Below are 24,286 nucleotides of genomic sequence, written 5' to 3' on the forward strand. Positions count from 1 at the left end.
AATCCTGTCTTTGCTCGCTTCGGTTGGCCGGTCCGATGCCAGGCCGGTGCTTTCCGCGCGGCGTAACCACGCGGGCTCGTTGCAGTGTTGTCGATCTGGTCAGGTCCGGTCGTCTCGCGCAGTGGGGGCGCTTCAACCGGTCGCGGGAAGCTCGCGTCTACAGCGGCGTTATCTTGCAAATGGCCATGTCGAGCTCCGTAAGGGCTTCCAGCGTCCCGGCGGCGCACAGCCCGAAACTCCGCCCGCTTCCGCAAGCAAGTCTCGTCGTTGCCGCACAGCCGCGATTACCCTAACGTAAGGCCGGACGGGCCGATGCCCCCATTTGGGAGCGCGGAAGGTGGACCAGACACGAATTCTGCCAATTGTCGAAAGCCTTTACGGCGCCGCGCTGCAGCGTGTGGAATGGACCGAGGCGCTCGCCGGCATCGGCGATGCGGTGCGCGCCGATCACGTCATCCTCAGCACGCCGCCGTTCCTCGCCAGCGCCGGCGTCGACACGCGCCAACTCGCAAGATCGGCGGCGGCGATGGCCGACGTGGCTTACGACGGCCCCTCGATCGATCCGCTGCCCTCGGGTGTGGCGCATTTGCGCTCGGCGCTGATGCCGGATGCCGACTATGCGCGCACGGTCCACTACAACGAGACGATCCGGCCGCTGGGGGGATTCCACGGCATGTTCGCCAAGGTGGAGGCTTTGCCGGCCGGCCCCATGCTGGTCATCTGCCGCAATGCGACGCGGACTGATTTCGATCGCATGCACGCGCGCAGCATAAACTTGCTGCTGCCGCATCTGAGGATGGCGATCGATATCGGCCAGCGCACGGCGCAGGTCGGCGTTGCGACCGCGGCCTTCGAGACGCTGCTCGAGAACATCGGCGAGAGCGCCATGATCTGCAACCGGTCCCACCGTCCGCTGTTCGCCAATGCGGATGCGCGGCGCCTGCTTGCCGAACGCGACGGACTGGATGTCGGGATCTCGGGTCTTCTGGGCGCAACTGCGGAAGATACGCGGCGCCTGCGCGATGCCCTTGCGCTGGCCGAGCGGCACGGCGCGACCCGTCTCAGGCTGTCGAGGCCATCCGGCCGGCCGCATCTGATGCTGCGGCTGGTCCCGGCCGGCTGTCTCGGCGGCGGTGCACCGTCCGGCGCGATGGTCGTTTTCGTCAGCCAACCCGACGCGGCGCGGGAGATAGACCGCGAGGCCGTGGCCGAGGCGTTCGGGTTGACGCGGCGCGAAGTCGAAATTGCCGCGCTGCTGGCGACCGGAAGCGGCCCCTCGGCCATCGCCCTGCGGCTCGGTCTCGGCGTCGACAGCGTGCGGACCTACCTCAAGCGGATTTTCGGGAAGACCGGGGCAAGCACGCAAGCCTCGCTGGTCGCGATGATCCGTGGCTTCGAATGATCCGCGCTCGTGCGTGCCGTCGTTGCAGCCGGCGCGGGAGTGAAGCTGCTCCTCACGCCACGGAAAAATCCATGTTGGTGAGCGCCAGGCCGGTGTCGATGGTGGCGAATTCGATGCCGGCGGCGGCGCCGGTCCCGTCCGCGTCGTAATAGACTTCGCCCGTATCGGTCTCGTAGACGATGCGGTCGTTGGCGTCCTGTGCCAGGCCGGTGGTGTTCGCACGGAAGGCGGCTGCCGCAAGCGTGCCTGTGTCGAGTGCCGTGAAGATCGCGTCGGAGAGCAGGAAGCGGTCTTCGACGACGAAGAAATCGAGGACGGTGTCGACATTAGCGGCGCCAAGTGCCGAGGCGAAGACGAATGTGTCGTCGCCGGCCAGGCCGCGCAGCGTGTCGTTGCCGCCCTTGCCCTCCAGCCTGTTGTCGCCGGCATTGCCGATGATCTCCTGGGCAAGTTCGTTGCCGGTGAGGTCGATGTCCAACGTGCCGGTCGAGCCATTTGTGGTCAACAGCTCGACATAAACTCCCGTCGCAAGCTTGTAGTCGACGGCGGCCGTCACCCGGTCGGCCGTTCCCTGCGAGAACGCTTCGACGATGACGTCGCCGGCATTGAATACGCGATAGGTGTCGTTGCCGCCGAGTCCTCGCAGCGTATCGGCCGCACCGACGCCGCCGTCGTGCAGGACGTTGGCACCGGCGTTGCCGACGATCTCCTGCTTCAACGCATTGCCGGTAAGGCCGATGCCGGAGGTGCCGGAAGCCTTGGTGGTGGCGAGCGTCTCGACATGAACGTTGACGCCGAGCGTGAAATCCACGGCTGCCGCAACCTTGTCGGAGATGCCTTGCGAGGCGCCTTCAATGATCGTCGTTGCCGCGCTGTAGACGAGATAAGCGTCGTTGCCGGCCAACCCCTTCATCACGTCGCCCGCGCCGCCGCCGTCCTTCAGCACGTTGTTGCCGGCATTGCCGGTGATCGTCTGCGAAAGGCCGTTGCCGCTCAGGTTGATCGCCGTCGTTGCAGTGGAGGCGGTGGTCGTCAGCAACTCGACGGCGACGACCGCCGCCAATGCATAACTCACCCGCACCGCCACCCGGTCGGCGCTGCCGTTGCCGGCCGTCTCGGTCACAAGGTCGCCGGCATTGTCCACGACGTAGAAGTCGTCGCCGAAGGAACCCGACAGCGTGTCGATGCCGGCGCCGCCGTCCAGCGTATCGTTGCCGAAGCCGCCCTCGAGAATGTCGTTGCCGCCGTTCCCCAACAGAACGTCCTTGTAGAAACTGCCGGTCATGGTCTCGGCATCGCCGTCGCCCTCGATCCGAATGTGATCGCCCGCTTCCCATCGCTCGAAGTTGAAGCTCGCGAGATCGATGCTGGTTTCGGCCCGCATCTGGACCACGAAGGTATCGTCCCCCTCTCCGGGGAAGCTGGCCTTGAGCACGAGATTCGCAGCCATGCCGGTCTTGACCTGCTGGGCCAAAAAGGTCGCGGCGACGGCGTTGCGGAACTCGACCATCTCGATGCTGGCGATCGATGCGGCCTGGACGAAACTCACGCCGTCCACCAACTCGATTCTGTCGGTGCCCGCGCCGCCGTCGATGATCTCGCCGGCGCCCACCTCGCCAGGCAACTGGAATATGAACGAATCGGCGCCGTCGGCACCCTCCATGACGTCGTCGCCTGCGCCGCCAAGCAGGCGATCATTGCCGGCCGCGCCGATCAGGACGTCGTTGCCGCCTTCGCCGTGCAGGGTGTTCGGGGCGAGATCGTCACGCCGATTGAACAGGTCGGCATAGAGCGTGTCGTTGCCATCCCCGCCAACGAGGCCGTCAACGCCGAGATTGCCCCACATGATGTCGTCGGCGCCGCCGCCGCTCATTACGTCGTCACCGTCGCCGCCGTCCATGACGTCGGCGCCGCCGCTGCCATACAGGCTGTCGTTGCCGTCATTGCCGACGATCTCGTCTCCGGTTGAGTCCTCGGGTCGGAGAGGGTCATAGCCGTGGATGGTGTCGTCCCCGGCGCCGCCGTTCAGCGCGTCATGCCCCGGGCCGCCTTCGATGTAGTCGTTGCCATTGCCGGCAAAGATGAAGTCGTCCCCGCCAAACCCGTAGATCATGTCGCCGAGGTTGTCGGTGAGTTGGTTGAGGCTTCCGCCGAAGAATCCCTGGAGGACGCCGGTCGCGGCATTCGCCGTATCGCCCTGGCTGCTGCCTGAGTACCCTGCCATGATGCTGCCTCCATTGCGTTCCTGTCATTTTACGCCGGCCAGATTCGAGGGAATGTCGTCCTCAGGTATCGAGGCGGGTGCCAGTCACGCCTAGGCGACCGAAAAATCCATGTTGGTGAGCGCCAAGCCGGCGTCGATAGTGGCGAATTCGATGCCGGCGGCGCCGCCGCCGGTTCCGTCCGCGTCGTAGTAGACTTCGCCCGTATCGGTCTCGTAGATGATGCGGTCGCTGGCGTCCTCGGCCAGCCCCGTCGCGTTGGCGCGGAAGGCGGCGGCCGACAGCGTGCCTCCCGCCAGCACGGTGAAGATGTTGTCCGAGAGCAGGAAACGGTCGTCCACCACAACGAAGTCGAGGATGATGTCGATGTTGGCGGCGCCGATGGTCGAGGCGAACACAAAACTGTCCTTGCCGTCGAAGCCGCGCAGCGTGTCGCTGCCGCCCTTGCCCTCCAGCCGGTTGTCGCCGTCGTTGCCGAGAATCTCCTGGGCGACCTCGTTGCCGGTGAGGTCGATGTCCGACGTGCCGGTGGAGCCGTTGGTGGTGAACAGTTCGATGAAGACGCCCTTGCCGAGCGTGTAGTCGACGGCGGCCATAACTCGGTCCTCCGCCCCTTGCGTCGAACTTTCGATGATCACGTCGGCGCCGTTGAACACGCGATAGATGTCGTTGCCGCCTAACCCTCTCAACGTGTCGGCCGCGCCGACGCCTCCGTCGTGCAGCGTGTTCTCGCCGGCGTTTCCGACGATCTCCTGGGCAAAGCTGTTGCCGGTGAGGTCGATGGCCACCACCGCGCCCGAACTGTTGGTGGTGAGAAGCTCGACGGATGCGCCTCCATTCAGCGCGTAGCTGGTCGTGGAGATGACCCGGTCGTCGCCTTTCCCAACCACCTCGTCGATGACGTCGCCGGCCTGGCCGACGCGGAAGACGTCGTCGCCGGCGCCGCCCGACATGGTGTCGTTGCCGCCCTTGCCGTCGATCGTGTCGTCCTCGACGGTGCCGATGACGATCTCGCCGGCAGCGGTGCCGTTGACCTTGATCACGTCGGTGCCGTTGGCCCAGTTGGAGAAGGCGAGTTTGGACAGGTCGAACAGGCCGGCGCCGGTACGGTCGACGGTCAGTGTGTCCACCTGCGCGCTGCCGGTGACCTTGTCGAAATCGATGATCGCCTCGGAGCCGACGCGAGCGCTGCTGGTGCCGGACTGGTAGGCGAGCTGTTCGACGCCGTTGAAGACGGCCTCGAAGAAGTCGATCGCGCCCGTGTTGACAAGCTGCAGGGTGTCGGTGCCGGCGGCACCAATCACGGCTTCGTTTTCACCTTTCACCAGATCGCTGCCCGCGCGGTAGACGAACTTGTCGGCGCCGTCGTTGCCGAACAGGGTATCGGTGCCGCCACCACCCTCCAGTGTGTCGCCGGCGGAGCCGCCGTTGATCGTGTCGTCCTGATCCGACCCGACGAGGTCGTTAGCCACGAAGATCTCGCCCTCGATCGAGATGGTCTGGTCGGGGCGGCCCCAGGTGAGGAAGCTGACTTCGCTCAGGTCGGTGGCGGAGCCCTCGACGACGACCACGTTCTGGTCGGACTTGGTGCCGATGACCTGATTGATCGCATCGGCGCCCAACTGGTTGTCATTGAAGGTGGCGGTGATGATCTGTGCGAACTGCACCTGCTCGACGTCGACGATCGTGGTCCCGGTGAAATCATAGTCGGCGACCTGGGTGAGCAGCAGGCCGTCGGTACCCGCGCCGCCGTCGAAGATGGAGCCCGCCACGGCGCCGCCTGGGAGCCGCAGGACGTCGTTGCCGTCATAGGCGAACAGCTTGTCGACGCCTCCGCCATTGTTCAGCGCGCCGATCTGGTCCCTGCCGTCGGTTCCGTGGATCTCGTCGTTGCCCACCGTGCCGAAGATCTGGACCTGGTCCAAGCCGGTCCAGTTGGTCAACGTCCAGTCCAGGGCTGAGAAGACACCCGCCGCCGACATGTCCACCCGCAGGAAATTGGTGCCCGCGCCGCCGGTCACCTCCACGCTGTCGGAGATTTTTCCGCCGCCGAACTGGCTGCTGTCGAAGGTCGCTGCGATGGAGACGCCATCGCCGTAAATGATCCCGTCGATGTCGACGAGGTTGTCGGCCGAGAAGTCGGTTGAAACGTCCACGTTGAGAACAGGCATGTTTCCTCCTTGAAATGAAAGGTCATTTCAATGCGAAGATGTATGCCCCGTTCGGAAGGTCGGACGCGTGAAACCGTCCCATGAAGCCAAGGTCCGGCTGACCGGCCCCGGCCCGGCTTTCAGGCCAGATGTTCGGGCCCAAGCATGTTCCAGATGGCGAGAGGATACGCCGATGTGGCGCGAAAATCCAGCCTCAGCCGAAATAGTGTCGTAAGCAGATGAGTTGTCCGGATTAGGTAGCACACGAGTTGTCCGGCTTGATCGCCAGCGGATGGAGGCTGGGGATGAGACGGGCAGCATGGCTACAGGACCGGTAGATGCAGAAGTTTCGGGACGTATTGAGCCGCTGGGATCGCGGCGATCTATCGCTGTTGGAAGCCGGCGAGTTGCTTGGCATGTCGGAGCGGCAGTTCCGGCGCTATCGTGACCGCTACGAGGAGAGTGGGGATGCCGGTCTGCTGGACCGCTGGCTTGGCAACGTTTCGGGGCGTCGAGCGGCGGCGGCTGCGGTGGAGGAGATGCTTTGGCTTTACCGAGAACGCTATCGCGGCTGGAACGTGAAGCATTTTCACGAGCACCTGGTTCGCGACCATAATTTCAGTTGGGGCTACACCTTCACCAAGACGCGGCTTCACGCGGCTGGGCTGGTGGAGCGGTCGAAGCGGCGCGGCGCGCACCGGCGGAAGCCGTGCGCGGGGGAGGCCCGGGCCGCTCGGAGCGGATGTTCGCCACGTTGCATGACCGGCTGCCGAAAGAGCTGGCGCTTGCCGGCATCAGCGAGATCGACGCGGCCAACCGCTTCATCGCACAGACCTACCTGCCGGCGCATAATACCCGCTTCGCCCGCCCGCGTGAACCGCTTCGACGCAACAACAGAAGCGGACAAATGATGTGCTACCAAAACCGGACATCTTAATTAGCTACCGACAGCCGAGCCGTTAGCGCCGCAGCGTGATCGCTCCTGGAATAACCGGATCGATTGAGGCAAGATATCAGGACGTGACCGGAACTATAGGCCACGAAACCCGTATAGGTGATTGCCGGCAGATTTGTCAGACTTATGAACAGGGTAGCGCTGTCGGCGGTGTTGCCGTCGCAACGGAGTGTCCCGGTATCTGTCTCGTAGGTGACGCGGCCGTTGGCATCGGCCGCCAGTTCCGTGGCGTTGGCGCTGAAATAGCCGGAAAGCGGCGTCCCGGCGGTGGTCAGCATCGTGAAGACGGCGTCGTCGAGCTAGATCGTGTCGTCGGCGGCAAGGAAGTCGGCGATGGCGTCGACATTAGTCGATGCGCTCAGCGCCGAATTGAAGATGAAGATATTCCTTGCGTCGCCATAGCGACTTGTGATCCCTCAAATGTAGTTCTGCATGAACCTCGCCCCCCTTTTTCGCGCATATTTGCGCACCAGGTTGCACGATTTTTCCAGCGTTCCGCTCATCTGGTCGGTGGAATGGGCGTGCTGGATCTTGTGCTCGACCGGCTTGACGGGCTTTCCGAACAACGAGTTGCTGAACTGGACCTGTGCCATTATCCGATAATCGGTCAGGGGAGAGGCACCCTTATGATAGCAACTCGTATCCACGAAAAACACGGTTCCCGCAGGACCGGTGATACTGACTTCGTCTCCCTTTACGCCCGAGGCGATCATCTCCTCCTCGCTGTAGCGACGGTCTTCCAACAAGGAGTCGGGGCGCTTGATGTGCGTGCCGGGGATGAGCGTATGTGGGCCAGAGCCTGGGCCAACATCCGTCAAGTAGATGAACATCTTGACGAATTTCAGCCGATGCATGTCGTAGTGATAAAGCTGGCCGGTTCCGAACATCTCTGTCTGTTGCTTGGGCCGCACCGGACCGGAAAGAACGGAGACCGGCGTCGTGAAGATCGGCGGTACGCCGAGATATTTCTGGGCAACAGAGTACAACAGAGGGTCTGAAGCGAGCTTGTGGAGGTCTTCGAAGACAAAAGCTTGGCTGGTCTTGATCCAATGTGCGAGTTGAGCGCCATCCTTGCCGGCCATCGTCTTGTCGACCTCTTCCTGGATGCTTGAGAACTGGCGCTCGATCTTGGACCGCAGATTCTTGACCAAATCGGCCGGAGCGAGAGATGGAACCTTCCAGTATCCATATTTCCTCAGGTACTTGTAGCCACCGTCGATGACGCTTGCCCAAGGATCGGACAATTGAACTGAATCGTCTTCGCCGTTCAGGCGGACAGTGTTTTCACTCCCCTTCTTCAAAGCATCGGCAAACATCGATTCCTCCATTTTGATCTTGGCGGAAGGAAGATTGTCGGCTAGTACAGATGAGAACACAATATTGCTCTGTAGTCGGGTTTCCTCGCAGGCATAACGGAAGTTCATATATTCGTCTTCCGTCATATAACCACGATTATCGATGAAACGGTCCCAGTGGTCGACCATCTTGCGGGATCGATAATTGGGAGGAAGATAGCTATCCAATCGATCCCGCAATTCTGCCGTGGCCCGCTTTTCAAGGCGAAGCGATTCATCGTGCGCCTCAATGAGATCGCGGTCACTGGCAGGTAAGATCTTCCTTGGTGCAACGTTCATTTCCACTCCTTGGTAATAGGGGCGGATGGTATATCTTTCTCTGGAAGTCCCCCGCCGAGCCGGGACCGTAGTACAACCCGCAATGTGTGGCAATCGGGCGGCCGCCAAATTACCGCTATCCGATCGAGGATTGAAAGTCCTCAGGTGGCGGCTTTATCGGCCGTCGGCGGCTCCACCAGGGCCGTGATCGCGGGGAGTGCTTGCTTGGCTCGACGGGGTTATGCAGACGGTCCGACCTGCGAAAGTGCTACAGTAGCGGTCTGACGCTGCCATTCCATCAACCGTCCCCCAAAGTAGAGGCGTCGCACAGGAACGCTTGCCGGATACGGCAGGGCTTTTCAGACCTGCCGTGTTGCGCGGACTCATTGGCAACACGTTGAAAAATCGCGAAGCGCGTAATGGCGGTTGCAACGTGTTGCAACCAATGAACCGGCAGATGGGATGTAAAATACTGAATTTGCCAAAAAACGGTTCAGGCCGAGGCGCGGACGTTGTGCTTGCGCTTCATGAAGTCCTTGGCGGTCTCGACGGCTACCGCCGCGTCGCGGCAATAGGCGTCGGCGCCGACGGCTTTGCCGAACTCCTCGTTTAGCGGCGCGCCGCCGACCAGCACGACATAGTCGTCGCGGATGCCCTTTTCCTTCAACGTGTCGATGACGACCTTCATGTAGGGCATGGTCGTGGTGAGCAGGGCGGACATGCCGAGGATGTCGGGCTGGTGCTCCTCGATGGCCGCGAGATATTTTTCGACCGCGTTGTTGATGCCGAGGTCGATGACGTCGAAGCCGGCGCCTTCCATCATCATGCCGACAAGGTTCTTGCCGATGTCGTGAATGTCGCCCTTGACCGTGCCGATGACCATCTTGCCCTGCTTCGGCGCGCCGGTGGCGGCGAGCAGCGGGCGCAGGATGAACATGCCGGCCTTCATGGCGTTGGCCGACAAAAGCACTTCGGGAACGAACAGGATGCCGTCGCGAAAATCCTCGCCGACGATGCGCATGCCTTCGACCAGCGCCTCGGTCAATACCTTGTAGGGCACCCAACCGCGCTCCAGCAGGATGTTGGTACCTTCCTCGATCTCTTCCTTGAGGCCGTCATACAGATCGTCGTGCATCTGCTGCACGAGTTCGTCGTCGGAAAGCTCGGACAGGATGATCTCGTCGTCGGCCATCGTCTTCCTCGGGTTTTGTCATCGCGCGGGGGCGCATCAGCTTGCGCCATGGCGACGCCGGATTTCTAGCCCGCAAAGGCTGCAAATCCTTAGCTGATTTGCGACGCGCTGCAAAACGAAAGCGACTGGGGATTCCTCAATGGCGCCGCGGCTCAACCGAGCAGCCTACTGGGACATCGATCAAAAAGGTCGGTCCATCCTCTCCTTGTCGAGTATTTCGCAATACTCCTCGATCTCTTTTTGGGTAGGATAATTTGGGCTGTCGAGGTTGAACCGTCGTTTGGCTTCTGCGAGGACCCGGTCCAATGGTTCGCGCATAGCGTCGCAACCCATCTCACGCTTCTTGCCGTTCTCTTCCAGCAGTTCGGGACCACACTTCGCCAGCACCAAAGCTTCGGTCCACTGCGCGACATAGTCATTGGCCTTATCAGGGGCGTTGCATATCGGATGCGCATAGGCCGCCGACAAAGTCCCCAGAACAAGGAGGTTTGCGAAAAGACTTGTTCGGAAGTCTTCCCCTCTCATTTTCAACAGCTTCGTTTGGTAACCCTTCTTTGACACTAACCTTGTGTTTCATGGCCGATTTGCGGCGCCTATGACGCATGGAGCGGCATGGCCGCGGACCTTCAGCCGCTCCCCTCGATCGAACAAGGCGAGAGCCGGCGGCCCAGCAATCGGCGATCTTGTTGCGCAAGCGGTCTTCCTGCGCGGCCAGTTGGGAACGCCGCGGCCGGGGTGGCAGCCCCGGTTGAAAGTCCTTTGCGTTACGTTTTGATAACCATAGAACGACATTCCCCAAGGGAAACGGGGCGGCGCGCTTGTCAACCTGAAGCTGCGGCAAGAATTTCGACACGCTCGGCATGCGGTAGCTGTCCTGGCAAGGGTATGGTGCGGGCGAGGGGAAGTCATGGGATTTCACAGATTTTTTGGCGCCGGAAGATTTGTCCTCGCCAGACGCGGGGCGCTGCGGGTTCTCGCCACACTGATCGTCTGGACACTCGGCGCGACGCAAGGCGCCCGCGCCGACGAGGCCATGGAGATTCGTATCCGCGATCTTGCGATACGGCTGGACGCATATGTGACAAAGGGGATGAAGGATTTTGACAGCCCAGGTGCCGCCATCGGCATCGTCACGAGCGATAGGCTGTATTTCCTCAAGGGCTACGGCGTGCGCCGCAAGGGCGGCGAACCGGTCGACACCAAGACGGTGTTCCAGATCGGCTCGACGACAAAGGCCTTTCTCGCCACCACCATGGCGATCGCCGCCGATCGCGGAAATCTCGACTGGGACGCCCGCGTGGCCGACCTCGATCCGGATTTCCAGATGAAGGATCCGTGGGTGACGAGTGCCTTCCGCGTCTCCGACCTGCTCGCGCAGCGCTCCGGCATGCCGCCCTCGGCCAACGACGTGATGGGCATCCTGGGTGTCGACCAGGCGGGCATGGTGCGCGCCATGCGTTTCGTCGAACCGGTTTCGAGTTTCAGGTCGACCTTCGCCTACACCAATGTGACGCACATGCTGGCGCAGCGCATCGTCGCCCGCCAGTTTTCCGCGCCCGACTGGGATTCGGTGGTGCGGAAGGAAATTTTCGGGCCACTCGGCATGCAGAATTCTTCCTTCACCGCGGAAGCGATCCAGGCGGCGCCCAATCACACGGAAGGCTACCGCTGGACGCCACAGGGTTCGGTCGAGGTGCCGTTCACGCCGATCTTCCCCTATGGTTTCGGTGCGGCCGGCGCGATCAACTCGACGATCGAGGATCTCGGCCCGTGGGTGCGGCTGCATCTCGCCAACGGCAAGTTCGAGGGCAAGGAGATAGTCTCGGCCAAAAACCTTGGTGTGACCAAGACGCCGCGCACCGGCATGTCGGACCGGCTGGCCTATGCGATGGGCTGGGTCATCCAGAGCACACCGAACGGCCGTCTCGTCTGGCACAATGGCGGCACCACCGCCTACGGCGCCTTCATCGGCATGGCGCCGGACAAGGACGTCGGCGTCATCGTGCTCACCAACGAAACCAATGTCGGCCTGCCCGATGCGATCGGCGAATGGACGCTCGACAGGCTGCTCGGCAATCCGGAGGTCGACCATGTGGCGGAGCGGCTGAAGGCGGCAAAGGCGGCCTTCGCCCAGGACGAGAAGGCAGGCGCGGCACCCGCTACGCGGCAGGCCGCGACTGTGCTACCGCCGTTGGTCGGCGACTATGTCAACGATAGTTTTGGCCAGGTAACGGTGAGCGAGGCGGAGGCCGGGCTGCTGGTCGAACTTAAGGAGACCGGCGCGAAACTGAAGCTCGACGATCTCGGCGGGCAGGCGTTTTCCGTCACGCTGGTGCCGGAGGGCCGCTTTGCCGCCATTGCCGAAAACCTCGGGCCAACGTCCATCGGCGTTGCTCAGTTCGAGGTGGGGCTGGACGGCGGCATCAGCGGCTTCCGCTTCGCCTCGGCCGACAACGGCCAGCCCTATCCGTTCAAGCGGCGGTAGGTTTGGATTGCGGGTGGCAGGCGGAGCGGAGGCCAATGCGCAAACTTCAGGATTGGCTGGCTGACTATTGGGTCGTCGGTGCCGGCTTCATGGCGGCGGCGCTGATCGCGATAACGCCGGTCCTCCCGCTTTCGCTGCCGGTGTTCCTGATCTTTCTGCACAGCCCGTTCTACATGGCGCATCAGGTCGAGGAGCATACCCACGACCGGTTCCGCAAATTCGTGAACGAGAATGTTTTCGCGGGCCGCGACGCGCTCAGTGTCGCCTCCGTTCTCGTGATCAACCTGCCATGTGTGTGGGGCATCAACCTGCTCGCCCTCTATGCTGCCTACGCGTGGGGGCCCGCCTGGGGTCTGGTTGCTCCCTATGTGATGCTGGTCAACGCGTTTGCACACCTCGCCACATCGGTGCGGCTGCGCAAATACAATCCCGGCCTTGTCACCGGCATAATTCTTTTCCTGCCGCTGAGCCTGTTCACGATCTGGACGGTGGGCTGGACCGGAGGCGTCTTCCCGCACCTGGCGGGCGCGGCTTTGGCGGTCCTGTTTCACGTCGCCATGATTGCCGCCGCGGCTGCCCGATACCGGTCGCTCGCCGCCAAGTCATAAGCTCCGAGCCAGCGCCGTTGCAGCGACGGACCGTGTGGGCGAAGGGGCCGCGGGAATGAACCGTCCTTTGCCATAGGCCGCGTCTTCATTGCGACAGTTGGATCGTATTGACAGTGTAGATACGGGCTTCCATATTGTCGCTATGACGCGAAGCCGCTTTTCTTCCTTGGTAAAATCTGTCGTCGCAACGGCGCCAGCCGCAGAGCGACCTCCGGGTGCCGACGCCAAGGGCAGCATCAACCTGCGCATCGAGACGCAGACACGCCGGCTCATCGACGATGCGGCCGCTGTGCTGGGCAAGACGCGCACCGAGTTCATGGTCGAAAGCGCGAGGACGGCGGCGATCGACGTTCTTCTCGACCAGCGCCTGTTCGCACTCGATGCCGAGCGATACGACGCCTTCGTGCGGGCGCTCGACGATCCGCCCGCGCCGGGACCGAAGCTGCGCGCGCTCCTCGACCGAACGCCGGCGTGGGAGAGATGACGCCGGAAGGTCGGCAGACAGGACTATCGTCGCCCGTTCCGCTGACCTCGGATCACGATCTCTCCGATTTCGACTGCGGCGAGCCGGTCCTGAATGACTGGCTCAGGCATCGCGCCCTGAAGAACGAGAGCCGGTTTTCGCGCACCTACGTCGTCTGCGACGGCAACCGGGTCGTCGCCTATTTCTGCATTTCGGTCGGAGCGGTCGAGCGGATGGCGGCGCCAGGCAAGGTGAGACGCAACGCGCCTGACACAATTCCTGTTTCGATCATCGGGCGCCTGGCGGTGAACCGCGACCATGCCGGCCGCGGTCTCGGCGCGGACCTGCTGTCGGACGCACTCCGCCGCATCGCGGTTGCGTCGCAGAGCATCGGCATAGGGGCCGTGCTCGTTCAAGCCAAGGACGACCGAGCAAAACGCTTCTACTTGGCCTGTGCGGAATTTATCGAGTATCCGGCGGATAGCCGCACGCTGTTTCTCCCGATTGAAACGGTGGTCGCCGGCTTTGGCCAAGCCGTCATCGATTGACGGTGCGTGCGATGCAGTCGACCGCAAGTTCCCCTGAAGTGCCCGTGTCTTCATTGCGACAGGGCTTGGCGCTGCCGGGCCGTTTCGGGCATGGTCGTTGGCTACGATCTGGAGGAAAGGCCGCGGGCGACGCGGCTGGAGCGGATTCTTGAGGAAACGACCATGAGCGACAACCTGACGGCCGAGCAGGAAACCGGCGGCAGGCGGGGCAGGGGTGCTTCGGGCGGCGCGGCGGCGCGGCGCGCGGCGCGCAGCGGCGGCGGGCCCGGCACGCAACTCACCTACATCAAACGCAAGATCCCGCTCTACGAGGTGCTTGGCGAGGAAGGCATCTCGCTGATCGAGCACAATGCCGACACAGTGCTGGAAGAGATTGGCATTGATTTTCGCGATGACGCCGAGGCGCTGGAGCTGTTCCGGCAAGCAGGCGCCGACGTGAAGGGCGAGCGCGTGCATTTTCCGCGCGGCCTGCCGCGCTCGTTGCTGAAGACCGCGCCGAAGACCTACACGCAGCACGCGCGCAACCCGGCGCGCAATGTCGAGATCGGCGACAAGGCCACGGTGTTCGCGCCGGTCTACGGTCCGCCCTTCGTGCGCGACCTCGACGGCAACCGGCGCTACGCCACCATCGAGGATTTCCGCAATTTCGTGAAGCTGTCCTACATGGCGCCGTCGATCCACCATTCGGGCGGCACGGTGTGCGAGCCGGTCGACGTGCCGGTGAACAAGCGCCACCTCGACATGATCTATTCGCACATAAAATATTCGGACAAGCCGTTCATGGGCTCGGTGACCGCGCCGGAACGCGCCGAGGACACGGTGGCGATTGCAAAGATCGTGTTCGGCGACGATTTCGTCGAGAACAACACGGTGCTGACCTCGCTCATCAACGCCAACTCGCCGATGGTGTTCGACGAGACGATGCTGGGGGCGCTGAAAGTCTATGCGCGCCACAACCAGGCCTGCATCGTCACGCCGTTCATTCTCGCCGGCGCGATGAGCCCGGTGACGGTGGCCGGCACGCTGACGCAAGTGCTGGCCGAGGTGCTGGCCGGCGCGTCGCTGACGCAACTGATCCGCCCCGGCGCACCGGTGCTGTTCGGCACTTTTGCTTCATCGATCTCGATGCAATCGGGCGCGCCGACCTTCGGTACGCCGGAGCCGTCGCTGGTGTCCTACGGCGCGGCGCAACTGGCCCGGCGGCTCGGCCTGCCGTTCCGCACCGGTGGCTCGCTCTGCGCGTCGAAAATCGCCGACGCGCAGGCCGCCTATGAGAGCGCCAACACGCTGAATTCGACGCTGCTTGCCGGTACCAATTTCGTGCTGCATGCCGCAGGCTGGCTGGAGGGCGGGCTGTCATCGGGCTACGAAAAGTTCATGATGGACGTCGACCAGCTCGGCATGGCCCAGAAGATGGCAGAGGGCGTCGATCTTTCCGAAAACGGCCAGGCAATGGACGCCATCCGCCAGGTCGGGCCGGGCAGCCACTATCTTGGCTGCGACCACACGCAGGCGAATTTCCAGACCGCCTTCTACCGCTCGTCGATTGCCGACAACAATTCCTACGAGCAGTGGCTGGCGGAAGGCGAAAAGAGCGCCGCGCAGCGCGCCAACGAACTCTGCCGGCGCTGGCTGGAGAGCTACGAAGCGCCGCACCTCGATCCGGCGATCGACGAGGCGCTGGTCGACTTCATTACACAGAAGAAGAACTCGATGCCCGACGCCTTCACGTGAAGGGAGCCCGATTCAGGCCGGGCTAAAGTGGCCGAAATTATTCACAAGGAAGTCTGGCGCAGCGCTTTCGGGCCGGGCAAGAGGTGAGCGCGCGCCAAAAGGAAACGACATGGCGCGCAGGCGAATGCTGAAAGGCGTGGCGAACGATCTCGCCAGTTCTTTTGTGAGCCGCAACAACGATCTGGATGGCTATTGGGCCATCGGAAAAATCCACACCGTCGCTTCGACTGTTTCAAGCGGGGTTGTTCGCTTCGATTTGCTCAACGGAACGGCCGACCCTCCCACGGCCCATTTGCTGCCGATGATCTTGGCCTATAGGGCGAAGCTTCTCGACCGATGCCGCGCTTTGGGACTTAAACCGTCGGCCTGCGGCGCGACATTCGAACTCGGCGAGGGACCCAGCCGTGACTTCAAACGCAATGGAGAACCGCAGAAGGCATTCCGCCTGCGCCTTGCGATCCGGGACGATCGAGGACGGGAATGGGTACATGTGACTGGAGGCTACTCCTGGCCGCATGATCCCGGTCGCGAGCAGCGGCGTGTGTAGCCAACCGGCTGGGCGTCACGCCCAGCTATCCCAGAGAATAGGCCTCGCCGCCACGTCAGCCCTCGAAATCGGGTGTTTTTTTGGCGGGGGAGATCATAGCACGGTCACGTGCGGCGACCCGAGGGGTCGCAAGTGACCCGGAACATGTCGGCGCGGCGGTTTCGTCGCCGTCCCGGCTGGCGTAGGCTTGCTGGATGGAGCACCGGACCGGGCAGAGGGACCGTTTGGCGTCGACCGCCGTCGGCGTGGCGGAGATCTGCATTCAATTGGTGTCCCACGGGCTGATCCCGCGGGGCGGCTTCAATTTCGAGGCGAGCCAGACCGCGCCGCCCGGACCTTCAGGCTTGCCGGCGAAGTCGGTGCTGCTGGTCGGGCAAGCCGGCGCGGGGCCATGGTCGCATTTCGTGGAATGGCGAAAAACGCAGCCAACGGACATCCGCGACCCGCTCGACACGTGGGCGCGCGAAACGATCGACAAGGTCGCCGAACGATTCGGCGCGCGCGCCGTGTCGCCTTCCGAAAAACCCTATCTGCCGTTCCAGAATTGGGCGATGCGGGCGGAGGGTCTGAAACCGTCGCCGCTGGGCATCCTCATGCACCCCGAATACGGGCTGTGGCACGCCTATCGCGGTGCGCTGCTGTTCGACGTGGCACTGGAATTTCCGCCGGCTGAGGAGCCGATTCACCTTTGCGATGCGTGCGCCGGAAAGCCTTGCATGAAAGCCTGCCCGGTCGATGCCTATACGGACGCCGGCTTCGCCTATGAGGGATGCCTGTCCCATGTGCGTTCGGCGGCGGGAGAAGCCTGCATGACCAAAGGTTGCCTAGACCGCAATGCCTGCCCTCATGGCACGGCGTACCGCTACCCGGCAGAGGTGCAGGCTTTCCACATGCGCGCCTTCGCCGGGCGTTGATATTGTCGGCAACCTGCGCAACCATCGCATGTCGGGGGAGGTCAACGCCGGCCTCGCAAAAGGCCGGGCATGGCGCGAGGCCAATCGCGCGTGGAGGCACTTTGCATGACCGACGTCACCGCTTCCCCAAAATCCGTTCCCGCTGAGCCCACCCTGCATCGGGCGATAGGACCGTGGCTGCTGCTGCTCTTCATCGTCGGCGACATTTTGGGCACCGGCATCTATGCGCTGACCGGCCAGGTGGCCAAGCAGGTTGGCGGCGCTGTCTGGCTGCCGTTCCTCATCGCCTTCGTGGTCGCGCTGATCACCGCTTTCAGCTATCTCGAGCTGGTGACCAAATACCCGCGGGCGGCGGGTGCTGCGCTCTACACGCACAAGGCGTTCGGCATCCACTTCGTCACCTTCCTCGTCGCCTTCACGGTCATGTGCTCGGGCATCACCTCGGCTTCGACAGCTTCCCGCGCCTTCTCGGTCAATCTCGACGCCGCCTTTGGCCTCGGCCTCGGCGACCCGGCCGTCGGCAACAACACCTGGGGCATCATGTGGCTCGGCCTCCTGTTCATGGCGATCGTGGCGGCGATCAATTTCCGCGGCGTCGGCGAGAGCGTGAAGGTCAACATCGTGCTGACCTGCGTCGAGCTGACCGGCCTGCTCATCGTCATCTTCATCGGCCTGTGGGCGATCGGCGCCGGGCAGGGCGACGTCTCGCGCGTTACCCAGTTCCACGCGCCGGAAGGCGCCAGCCCCCTCTGGCCGGTGATCGCCGCGACCACACTCGCCTTCTTCGCCATGGTCGGTTTCGAGGATGCGGTCAACATGGCCGAGGAAACCAAGGATCCGGTGCGGATCTTCCCGAAGATCCTGCTGATCGGGCTGCTGGCCACCGCGCTGATCTACATGCTGGTGTCGATCTCGTCGGTGGCTCTGGTCGAGCCGGCTGAACTCGGCGAGGGCGAGACGCCGCTGCTCAAGGTGGTGGCGGCCGGCGCGCCGAACTTTCCCATCGGCATCTTCGCCTTCATCACCATGTTCGCGGTCGCCAACACCGCGCTGATCAACATGCTGATGGCCAGCCGCCTGATCTACGGCATGAGCCGCGAGCACGTGCTGCCGCCGGTGCTGGGCAAGGTGCATCCGACACGGCGCACCCCCTATCTGGCGATCGGCTTCACCACGCTGCTCGCCTTCGGCCTGATCACCTTCGTCGGCGGCGTTCCGCAACTCGGCGGCACCACGGCGCTGCTGCTTCTGTGCGTGTTCACGGTGGTTAATGTCGCTGTGCTGGTGCTGCGCAAGGACAAGGTGGCGCATGAGCATTTTCACGCGCCCACCATCCTGCCGGTCATCGGCGCGGTCGCCTGCGGTTTTCTGACGGGGCCATGGACTGGCCGCAACCCCGAGCAATACACGATCGCCGGCGTGCTGCTGGCGATCGGCGTCGTGCTGTGGGTGGTGACGGTGACGATCAACAAGCGCATGGGCGTGACGCCGACAGCGCCTGACGCCGAGGATTTTGGCTCGCGCGGCCCGGTGAACTGACGAGGCGGCCATGACAGCGAAAGCCCCGAGGCTGGTTTGCGCGGAACCGCAACTCTTCAGCGCCGACGTCGCGGCCTCATGCGCGTTCTATGCGTCCCGCCTCGGGTTTTCGGTCCGTTTCCTGCACGGTCAGCCGCCCTTCTACGGTCAGGTGGAACGCGGCGGGGCAAGACTCAACATCCGTCACATCGATGCAGGCAGGCCCGTTCCATCCGACCCCAGGGAGCCCGACCTGCTCGCCGCTTCGATCGTCGTGGAAGGCATAGAGGCGCTCTTCGAGGAGTTTTCCTCGAAGGGTGTCGCCTTCCATTCCCCGCTGAGGACAGAGATGTGGGGCGCCCGCACCTTCATCGTTGCCGATCCTGACGGCAACCTCGTGCTTTTCGCCGGCGAGCGCTGAGCGCCCGCGTCAGCGGCGCCGAAAGGTTGAGCGGAACCTTCGGTCGTTTCATCGGCAATTCCTGGTGAGGGACTTGAGATGGCCGGGTCGGGCACTACTCTCCCAGCACGACCGGCAGCATCGGGACCGACATGAGCAAACGCGAGATCGAGATCAAGACGGCGGATGGAACGGCGAAGGCGCATCTGTTCGAGGGCGGTGCGGCCGGCATCCTCGTCTATATGGACGCCTTCGGCCTGCGGCCGGCACTGGACGGAATGGCGGAGCAACTGGCCGGCGAAGGCTACACAGTGCTGGTGCCGGACCTGTTCTATCGAAAGGCGCCCTACGGGCCGTTCGAGGCCAAGACCGCGTTCAACAATGACCAGACGCGCGCGCAACTGACAAGCCTGATCGGCGGCACCACGCAGGAGATGACGCAGCGCGACACCGCCGCTTTCCTGGCCGCGCTCGACGCGGCCGGCGCGACCGGGCCGATCGGTACCGTCGGCTATTGCATGGGCGGCGGGCGGGCGCTGAACGCCGCTGCGACCTATCCGGACCGCATCGCGGCGGCAGCCAGTTTCCACGGCGGCAATTTGGCGTCGGATGCGCCTGACAGCCCGCACCGCCATGTGGCAAACATCAAGGGCCGGGTCTATGTCGGCGTGGCCGGTGTCGACCGCAGCTTTCCGCCCGAACAGTCGGCCAGACTGGCGCAGGCGCTGCGCGAGGCGGAGGTCGACCACATCATCGAGAACTATGTCGGCATGGGCCACGGCTGGTGCGTACCCGACCACGGCGCCTATGACGAAATCGGGGCGGAGCGCCACTGGGAGAGACTGACCACCTTTTTTGCGGAAACCCTATCGGATAGGGTCTGAGCGCGCTTTCCGGCATGACCGCCATGGATCTGTGATATTCAGGCCATGGCGGTCTGCAAATGGCGGCTTTCTGCGCTTCCGGTATTCGTGTAGCGGAACGTACACACCATTCCGGTTCTCGAAATCCGTAATTTCGACTCGCCCTGACCTGAATCTCGACAGACCCATGTCCGACGATCCTTTCGAACTTTCCCGTTTCGTCGGTGCGCAGGCGCCGGTGATCGACAGGGCGCTCCACGAACTGCGGCAGGGACGCAAGACCAGCCACTGGATGTGGTTCGTGTTCCCTCAGGTCGCCGGCCTCGGCATGAGCGCCATGTCGCAGAAATTCGCGGTTCGCTCGGTAGCCGAGGCGCGCGCCTATCTGGCGCATCCGCTGCTCGGCGAGCGGCTGCGCGAATGCGTGGAGATCGTGCTGGAGCAGGAGGGAAACTCGGCGCACGCCATCTTCGGCAGCCCCGACGACACAAAACTGCGCTCCTGCCTGACGCTGTTTGCCGAGGCCAGCGGCGAGGAGGTTTTTCTGCGCGCGCTGGACAAATATTTTGACGGCGAGCCGGATCGCGAGACGCTGCGAATTCTGGAGCGGCCATAACGGCGAAGAGGTGCTCCAATGGTGCAGAACGCGGGACCGCCTAGTTCTTGCAAAAAAAATCTTCTCAACACCCCAAGGAATGGCCTGTAGGCTTCGTCTCACCGGCAAATGATGGCGCTTGCCGTGGATGAGATCGAGGCTTCCGACGCCGACCTGATCGGCCGGGCGCGCGGGGGCGACGGGCAGGCTTTCGGCCAACTGGTCGAGAGGCACTATGATTTTGTCTACCGCGTCGCCTGGCGCTGGTGCGGCCGAAAAACCGACGCCGAGGACGTCGCGCAGGAAGTCTGCGTGCGGCTGGGATCGGCGATCAAAACCTATCGCGGCGCTGGCGCCTTCACCACCTGGCTCTACACGCTGACGCTGAACGCCGCCCGCGATTTTTCGCGCAAGACCGCGCGGGAAACCGCCAAGACCGAAGCTTTCGGCGTGCATGCGTTGATCGACGGCGAAGCCCAGCCGGAGCCCGAAGACCAGGCGGAGGCGCTTTGGGCCGCCGTGCGGCAACTGCCGGACAAGCAGCGCGACGCGGTGCTGCTGGTCTATGGCGAAGGGCTCAGCCATGCGGCGGCGTCGGATGTGATGGCAATCTCGGAGGCGACGGTTTCATGGCACATCCATGAAGCGAAGAAACGGCTGAAGGTGCTGATGCGTTCAGCCGGGAAAGTTTGACCATGGTCGACGACAACGAACTTTTTGCCCTGCGCGGCATCGAACCGCCGAAACCCACCGGTGAGGCGAGGGCGCGCGCCATGCAGGCGGCGATGGCTGCCTTCGAGGCCGAAAAAAATTCGCAAGCAACCCAAGGAACGGCAAAACCGCTGCGTCTCACCGACAGAGCAATCAAGCTTTGGAGTGGGATGATGCACAAGAAACTCTATGCGACGCCGGCCCTGGCGACCCTCGTGGCGCTGCCGATCGCCGGCTACACGGCCTTCTATCTTATGGAAGATTCGCCGTTGGTCTTCACGCCCGGCCAGCAGGCTGGCGATGCTCCGCGCGAGCGCAAGCAGGAAGTAGCGGCTGGCGAGAAGAAGAAGGGCGACCAGGACGAGGCCGAGCACGACGTGTTGGCCGACTTGACGGTTCAACCGGCGCAGCCGCCTGCCGCGCCGGAACCGGCGAGCGAGGCCGTGGTGGCCGAGAGTGGCGCGGACAGCGGGGCGCGCAGCGTTGTCGCGACGCCTAAGCCAATGGCAGCCGGGCGAGCCGCCCGCGACGCGGCAGCCGATTCGAAACTCATGGCGCAGCCGGCGCCGAGCATCGCGCCTTCCGACATGCCGGCCGTGCAGGAGGAAAACCGCGACCGCGTGCAAGATTTCGAGACCAATCCCATTCGTTCGGTGCTGGAAAATCCGGTCTCGACCTTTTCGATCGACGTCGACACTGCCTCCTATTCCTTCGTGCGCCGCTCGCTGAAGGAAGGGATTTTGCCAGACGCCGACAGCGTACGGGTCGAGGAGATGGTCAATTATTTCCCCTACGACTGGAAGGGCCCGGACAACGCGACAACGCCTTTCAACTCGACCGTCACCGTGATGCCGACGCCGTGGAACGGAAACACGAAGCTGATGCATGTGGCGATCAAGGGTTACGACGTGAAGCCGGCGGAAAAGCCGAAGGCCAATCTCGTCTTCCTGCTCGACGTGTCGGGATCGATGAACGAGCCGGACAAGCTGCCGCTGCTGCAGGCCGCCTTTAGGCTGCTGGTCAACACGCTGGGTCCCGACGACACGGTGTCGATCGTCACCTATGCCGGCGACGCTGGCACGGTGCTGGAGCCAACCAAGGTGTCGGAGCGGGAAAAAATCCTGCGCTCCATCGACACGTTGACGCCGGGCGGCTCGACGGCGGGCGAGGCGGGCATCCGCGAGGCCTATCGGCTGGCCGAACAATCCTTCGTCAAGGACGGCGTCAACCGCGTCATGCTGGCGACCGACGGCGATTTTAACGTCGGCCAGACCGACGACGAGGATCTGAAGCGCATCATCGAGGAGAAGCGCAAGAGCGGCGTGTTCCTCTCGGTGTTCGGCTTCGGGCGCGGCAATCTGAACGACCAGATGATGCAGGCCATCGCCCAGAACGGCAACGGCACGGCGGCCTATATCGACACGCTGGCCGAGGCGGAAAAGGTGCTGGTGCAGGACGCGTCCTCAACCATCTTCCCAATCGCCAAGGACGTGAAAATCCAGGTCGAGTTCAATCCGCAAAAGGTCGCCGAATACCGGCTGATCGGCTACGAGACACGTGCTCTGAAGCGCGAGGACTTCAATAACGACCGCGTCGACGCCGGTGAGATCGGCTCCGGTCACTCGGTGACGGCGATCTACGAGATCACGCCGAAGGGCAGCCCGGCGACGGCGATGGACGACCTGCGCTACGGCCAGGCGTCGGTCGACAATGGCGGCGTCGCCAACGCCGGCGAATATGCCTTCGTAAAGATCCGCTACAAGGCGCCGGACGGCGACGTCTCCAAGCTGATCACCACGCCGGTGACCGACTCCAATGCGGTTTCGTCCTTCGATACCGCCTCGACCGACCAGCGGTTTTCGGTGGCGGTCGCCGCCTTCGGCCAGAAACTGCGCAATGCCGACCAGGTGGCGAGCTTCGGCTACGACAGGATTATTGAGATCGCCACCGCCGCGCGCGGCGCCGATCCGTTCGGCTATCGCTCGGAATTCCTGTCGCTGGCGCGGCTGGCGGCGGCACTGGACACCGGCAACCGGTAGGAGAAGGCTCGGCTTCTTCGGACGAACTTTCCGGTGGAGAACGCAGGTTTTGGGCGGTGAGGCAGGCCGGCGGGGCAAAAGCTCAGCCGGCTTTTTTGTTGCAGTTCTGGAGGTTTCGAAAACCGCTCTTGTCAAAAGATATATCTTTGCATAGATATGTCGAATGAGAGATATAACTGACAAGGGAAAATCCAAAATGTTCCATCGTTTTCGCAAGTTGCATGATCATTGCGGCGGCTGGTCCATGTCCGGCGAGGGCGGCGGGCGCTTCGGCGGTCGGCGCGGCGGCGGCATGGGCGGGCCTTTCGGCCGCCATCGCGGCGGCCCGTTCGGTGGTCGCGGCCCGCGCATGTTCGACCCCGGCGCGCTGCGCCTGGTGGTGCTCGGCCTGATCGCGGAGGAACCGCGCCACGGCTACGACATCATCAAGGCGCTGGAGGCAAAGTTCCAGGGCGCATACAGCCCGAGCCCCGGCGCCATCTATCCGATGTTGCAGATGCTGGAGGAGGCCGACCTCGTTACCTCGCAGGCCAACGGCAACAAGCGCCTTTACTCGATCACCGAGCAGGGCAAGGCGTATCTTGAAGAGAATGCCGAGGAACTGGCGCGCATCAATGCCCAGATCGACGAGGTTTCGGCCGAGGGCGGCGAGATTTCGCTCGGCGACGAGGTGAGGGGGGTCGCCAAGGCGGTGTTCATGCGGCTGCGGCGTGGCCAGTTCACGCCCGAACAGACGCGCAAGGTCCGCGACATCCTCAAAAAGGCCCGCCGCGACATCGAGGATCTGTGATAGACCGCGACCGCGCCGCGCGGCGGCTTTGCCGCGCGGGCTTCATGGCAAGGGTAGGAAATCATGGCGGCAGGCGGCCTCGACGAATGGGATTTTGCGCGCGGCCTGCGCTCGATCTCGTCGGCCGAGATCGGGATGTTCTGGAATGCCTACATCGCTCGCCGGCGGGATTCGCCCGTCAAATACGGCAGCCTCTATTCGCGCTGGCGCCATGTCGCCGACGATCTGGTCATCTCGCTCTACCTGACCAACCGCGGCGTCGGCCTTTTCGTCCGCGGCCAGCGCGGCGAGCGCTGGGCGACGACAGTGAACAGGCTTTCAGCCCATGAACCCCAGCTCGGCGAGGCGCTGGGCGCCAGCCTGCGCGGCTATGAAGGTTGCTGCTATCTCAGCAACCACCCCTTGCCGGTGACCGACCCCGGCGCCTGGCCGCGTGCCCATGAATGGCTGGAAGAGCGCGAGGAGCACTATTTTCGCGTGCTGAGCTCATTGCGCCCGGGACAGCAGTCGGGCGGGGAGTAGGCCATCCAAAACCCG

23 protein-coding genes are annotated in these 24,286 nt (G+C 63.4%); 17 read left to right on the forward strand and 6 right to left on the reverse strand.

Annotated features, from left to right (window positions below; genetic code table 11):
* Positions 1-337: 337 nt before the first annotated feature.
* Positions 338-1,402, forward strand: coding sequence for a helix-turn-helix transcriptional regulator (locus tag RB623_RS02980; protein ID WP_308055265.1), 1,065 nt, complete (start codon positions 338-340; stop codon positions 1,400-1,402).
* Positions 1,403-1,454: 52 nt separating this feature from the next.
* On the opposite strand, the gene RB623_RS02985 is transcribed toward RB623_RS02980, so the two are convergent.
* Both RB623_RS02985 and RB623_RS02990 read right to left on the reverse strand, forming a co-directional pair.
* Positions 1,455-3,626: a hypothetical protein gene (locus tag RB623_RS02985; protein ID WP_308055266.1), complete on the reverse strand. Its 2,172-nt coding sequence runs from the start codon at positions 3,624-3,626 to the stop codon at positions 1,455-1,457.
* A 90-nt stretch (positions 3,627-3,716) separates the two neighbouring features.
* Positions 3,717-5,795 (reverse strand): hypothetical protein, encoded by a 2,079-nt coding sequence (locus tag RB623_RS02990; RefSeq protein ID WP_308055267.1) that lies wholly within the window; start codon positions 5,793-5,795, stop codon positions 3,717-3,719.
* A gap of 317 nt (positions 5,796-6,112) precedes the next feature.
* Between RB623_RS02990 and RB623_RS30300 the strand changes: the two genes are divergently transcribed.
* Entirely contained in the window at positions 6,113-6,685 is a 573-nt protein-coding gene (locus RB623_RS30300; RefSeq protein WP_374121624.1) for a helix-turn-helix domain-containing protein, read from the forward strand.
* A gap of 22 nt (positions 6,686-6,707) precedes the next feature.
* Here the strand turns inward: RB623_RS30300 and RB623_RS03005 are convergent, their stop codons facing one another.
* From RB623_RS03005 to RB623_RS03020, 4 genes are all read right to left on the reverse strand, one after another.
* Positions 6,708-7,007 (reverse strand): hypothetical protein, encoded by a 300-nt coding sequence (locus tag RB623_RS03005; RefSeq protein ID WP_308055268.1) that lies wholly within the window; start codon positions 7,005-7,007, stop codon positions 6,708-6,710.
* Positions 7,008-7,145: 138 nt separating this feature from the next.
* Entirely contained in the window at positions 7,146-8,363 is a 1,218-nt protein-coding gene (locus tag RB623_RS03010) for a phytanoyl-CoA dioxygenase family protein (RefSeq protein ID WP_308055269.1), read from the reverse strand.
* A 472-nt stretch (positions 8,364-8,835) separates the two neighbouring features.
* A complete protein-coding gene (locus RB623_RS03015) occupies positions 8,836-9,534 on the reverse strand; it encodes a B12-binding domain-containing protein (protein WP_308055270.1) in 699 nt (232 codons plus the stop codon).
* Between the two features lie 180 nt (positions 9,535-9,714).
* On the reverse strand, positions 9,715-10,095 hold the full coding sequence (locus RB623_RS03020) for a hypothetical protein (protein WP_308055271.1): 381 nt from the start codon (positions 10,093-10,095) through the stop codon (positions 9,715-9,717).
* A gap of 346 nt (positions 10,096-10,441) precedes the next feature.
* Here RB623_RS03020 and RB623_RS03025 point away from each other — a divergent pair, with 346 nt between their 5' ends.
* The 15 genes from RB623_RS03025 (at position 10,442) to RB623_RS03095 (ending at position 24,271) form a co-directional block, all read left to right on the forward strand.
* The gene (locus RB623_RS03025; RefSeq protein WP_308055272.1) at positions 10,442-12,019 is read left to right on the forward strand and encodes a serine hydrolase domain-containing protein; all 1,578 of its coding nucleotides are present in this window, start codon (positions 10,442-10,444) and stop codon (positions 12,017-12,019) included.
* Between the two features lie 35 nt (positions 12,020-12,054).
* On the forward strand, positions 12,055-12,627 hold the full coding sequence (locus tag RB623_RS03030; RefSeq protein ID WP_308055273.1) for an HXXEE domain-containing protein: 573 nt from the start codon (positions 12,055-12,057) through the stop codon (positions 12,625-12,627).
* 142 nt (positions 12,628-12,769) lie between these two features.
* On the forward strand, positions 12,770-13,111 hold the full coding sequence (locus tag RB623_RS03035; RefSeq protein ID WP_308055274.1) for a DUF1778 domain-containing protein: 342 nt from the start codon (positions 12,770-12,772) through the stop codon (positions 13,109-13,111).
* Positions 13,108-13,638: a GNAT family N-acetyltransferase gene (locus tag RB623_RS03040; protein WP_308055275.1), complete on the forward strand. Its 531-nt coding sequence runs from the start codon at positions 13,108-13,110 to the stop codon at positions 13,636-13,638. Before RB623_RS03035 ends, RB623_RS03040 begins: the two co-directional genes overlap by 4 nt.
* A 162-nt stretch (positions 13,639-13,800) precedes the next feature.
* Positions 13,801-15,372, forward strand: a complete 1,572-nt coding sequence (locus RB623_RS03045) for a trimethylamine methyltransferase family protein (RefSeq protein WP_308055276.1) — start codon at positions 13,801-13,803, stop codon at positions 15,370-15,372.
* A gap of 109 nt (positions 15,373-15,481) precedes the next feature.
* Positions 15,482-15,919: a hypothetical protein gene (locus RB623_RS03050; protein ID WP_308055277.1), complete on the forward strand. Its 438-nt coding sequence runs from the start codon at positions 15,482-15,484 to the stop codon at positions 15,917-15,919.
* A gap of 224 nt (positions 15,920-16,143) precedes the next feature.
* Positions 16,144-16,833, forward strand: coding sequence for a hypothetical protein (locus tag RB623_RS03055; protein WP_308055278.1), 690 nt, complete (start codon positions 16,144-16,146; stop codon positions 16,831-16,833).
* Between the two features lie 105 nt (positions 16,834-16,938).
* The gene (locus RB623_RS03060; RefSeq protein WP_308055279.1) at positions 16,939-18,372 is read left to right on the forward strand and encodes an APC family permease; all 1,434 of its coding nucleotides are present in this window, start codon (positions 16,939-16,941) and stop codon (positions 18,370-18,372) included.
* Between the two features lie 10 nt (positions 18,373-18,382).
* The gene (locus RB623_RS03065; RefSeq protein ID WP_308055280.1) at positions 18,383-18,772 is read left to right on the forward strand and encodes a VOC family protein; all 390 of its coding nucleotides are present in this window, start codon (positions 18,383-18,385) and stop codon (positions 18,770-18,772) included.
* 131 nt (positions 18,773-18,903) lie between these two features.
* Positions 18,904-19,635, forward strand: coding sequence for a dienelactone hydrolase family protein (locus RB623_RS03070; RefSeq protein WP_308055281.1), 732 nt, complete (start codon positions 18,904-18,906; stop codon positions 19,633-19,635).
* 166 nt (positions 19,636-19,801) lie between these two features.
* Positions 19,802-20,230, forward strand: a complete 429-nt coding sequence (locus tag RB623_RS03075) for a DUF1810 domain-containing protein (protein ID WP_308055282.1) — start codon at positions 19,802-19,804, stop codon at positions 20,228-20,230.
* Between the two features lie 111 nt (positions 20,231-20,341).
* Positions 20,342-20,902, forward strand: a complete 561-nt coding sequence (locus RB623_RS03080) for a sigma-70 family RNA polymerase sigma factor (protein ID WP_308055480.1) — start codon at positions 20,342-20,344, stop codon at positions 20,900-20,902.
* A 2-nt stretch (positions 20,903-20,904) separates the two neighbouring features.
* Positions 20,905-22,959: a VWA domain-containing protein gene (locus RB623_RS03085; protein ID WP_308055283.1), complete on the forward strand. Its 2,055-nt coding sequence runs from the start codon at positions 20,905-20,907 to the stop codon at positions 22,957-22,959.
* A gap of 196 nt (positions 22,960-23,155) precedes the next feature.
* Entirely contained in the window at positions 23,156-23,749 is a 594-nt protein-coding gene (locus RB623_RS03090; RefSeq protein WP_308055284.1) for a PadR family transcriptional regulator, read from the forward strand.
* A gap of 63 nt (positions 23,750-23,812) precedes the next feature.
* The gene (locus tag RB623_RS03095) at positions 23,813-24,271 is read left to right on the forward strand and encodes a hypothetical protein (protein WP_308055285.1); all 459 of its coding nucleotides are present in this window, start codon (positions 23,813-23,815) and stop codon (positions 24,269-24,271) included.
* Positions 24,272-24,286 lie beyond the last annotated feature (15 nt).

It is taken from the genome of Mesorhizobium sp. LHD-90, assembly GCF_030929505.1.
Lineage (GTDB): Bacteria > Pseudomonadota > Alphaproteobacteria > Rhizobiales > Rhizobiaceae > Kumtagia.

Bases quoted from the DNA above. Each gene is read 5' to 3' on its own strand.
- RB623_RS02985 (WP_308055266.1), bottom strand. From the start codon at position 3,626: ATGGCAGGGTACTCAGGCAGCAGCCAGGGCGATACGGCGAATGCCGCG.
- RB623_RS02990 (WP_308055267.1), bottom strand. From the start codon at position 5,795: ATGCCTGTTCTCAACGTGGACGTTTCAACCGACTTCTCGGCCGACAAC.
- RB623_RS30300 (WP_374121624.1), top strand. From the start codon at position 6,113: ATGCAGAAGTTTCGGGACGTATTGAGCCGCTGGGATCGCGGCGATCTA.
- RB623_RS03005 (WP_308055268.1), bottom strand. From the start codon at position 7,007: ATGCTGACCACCGCCGGGACGCCGCTTTCCGGCTATTTCAGCGCCAAC.
- RB623_RS03010 (WP_308055269.1), bottom strand. From the start codon at position 8,363: ATGAACGTTGCACCAAGGAAGATCTTACCTGCCAGTGACCGCGATCTC.
- RB623_RS03015 (WP_308055270.1), bottom strand. From the start codon at position 9,534: ATGGCCGACGACGAGATCATCCTGTCCGAGCTTTCCGACGACGAACTC.
- RB623_RS03025 (WP_308055272.1), top strand. From the start codon at position 10,442: ATGGGATTTCACAGATTTTTTGGCGCCGGAAGATTTGTCCTCGCCAGA.
- RB623_RS03030 (WP_308055273.1), top strand. From the start codon at position 12,055: ATGCGCAAACTTCAGGATTGGCTGGCTGACTATTGGGTCGTCGGTGCC.
- RB623_RS03035 (WP_308055274.1), top strand. From the start codon at position 12,770: ATGACGCGAAGCCGCTTTTCTTCCTTGGTAAAATCTGTCGTCGCAACG.
- RB623_RS03040 (WP_308055275.1), top strand. From the start codon at position 13,108: ATGACGCCGGAAGGTCGGCAGACAGGACTATCGTCGCCCGTTCCGCTG.
- RB623_RS03045 (WP_308055276.1), top strand. From the start codon at position 13,801: ATGAGCGACAACCTGACGGCCGAGCAGGAAACCGGCGGCAGGCGGGGC.
- RB623_RS03050 (WP_308055277.1), top strand. From the start codon at position 15,482: ATGGCGCGCAGGCGAATGCTGAAAGGCGTGGCGAACGATCTCGCCAGT.
- RB623_RS03060 (WP_308055279.1), top strand. From the start codon at position 16,939: ATGACCGACGTCACCGCTTCCCCAAAATCCGTTCCCGCTGAGCCCACC.
- RB623_RS03065 (WP_308055280.1), top strand. From the start codon at position 18,383: ATGACAGCGAAAGCCCCGAGGCTGGTTTGCGCGGAACCGCAACTCTTC.
- RB623_RS03070 (WP_308055281.1), top strand. From the start codon at position 18,904: ATGAGCAAACGCGAGATCGAGATCAAGACGGCGGATGGAACGGCGAAG.
- RB623_RS03075 (WP_308055282.1), top strand. From the start codon at position 19,802: ATGTCCGACGATCCTTTCGAACTTTCCCGTTTCGTCGGTGCGCAGGCG.
- RB623_RS03080 (WP_308055480.1), top strand. From the start codon at position 20,342: ATGGCGCTTGCCGTGGATGAGATCGAGGCTTCCGACGCCGACCTGATC.
- RB623_RS03085 (WP_308055283.1), top strand. From the start codon at position 20,905: ATGGTCGACGACAACGAACTTTTTGCCCTGCGCGGCATCGAACCGCCG.
- RB623_RS03090 (WP_308055284.1), top strand. From the start codon at position 23,156: ATGTTCCATCGTTTTCGCAAGTTGCATGATCATTGCGGCGGCTGGTCC.
- RB623_RS03095 (WP_308055285.1), top strand. From the start codon at position 23,813: ATGGCGGCAGGCGGCCTCGACGAATGGGATTTTGCGCGCGGCCTGCGC.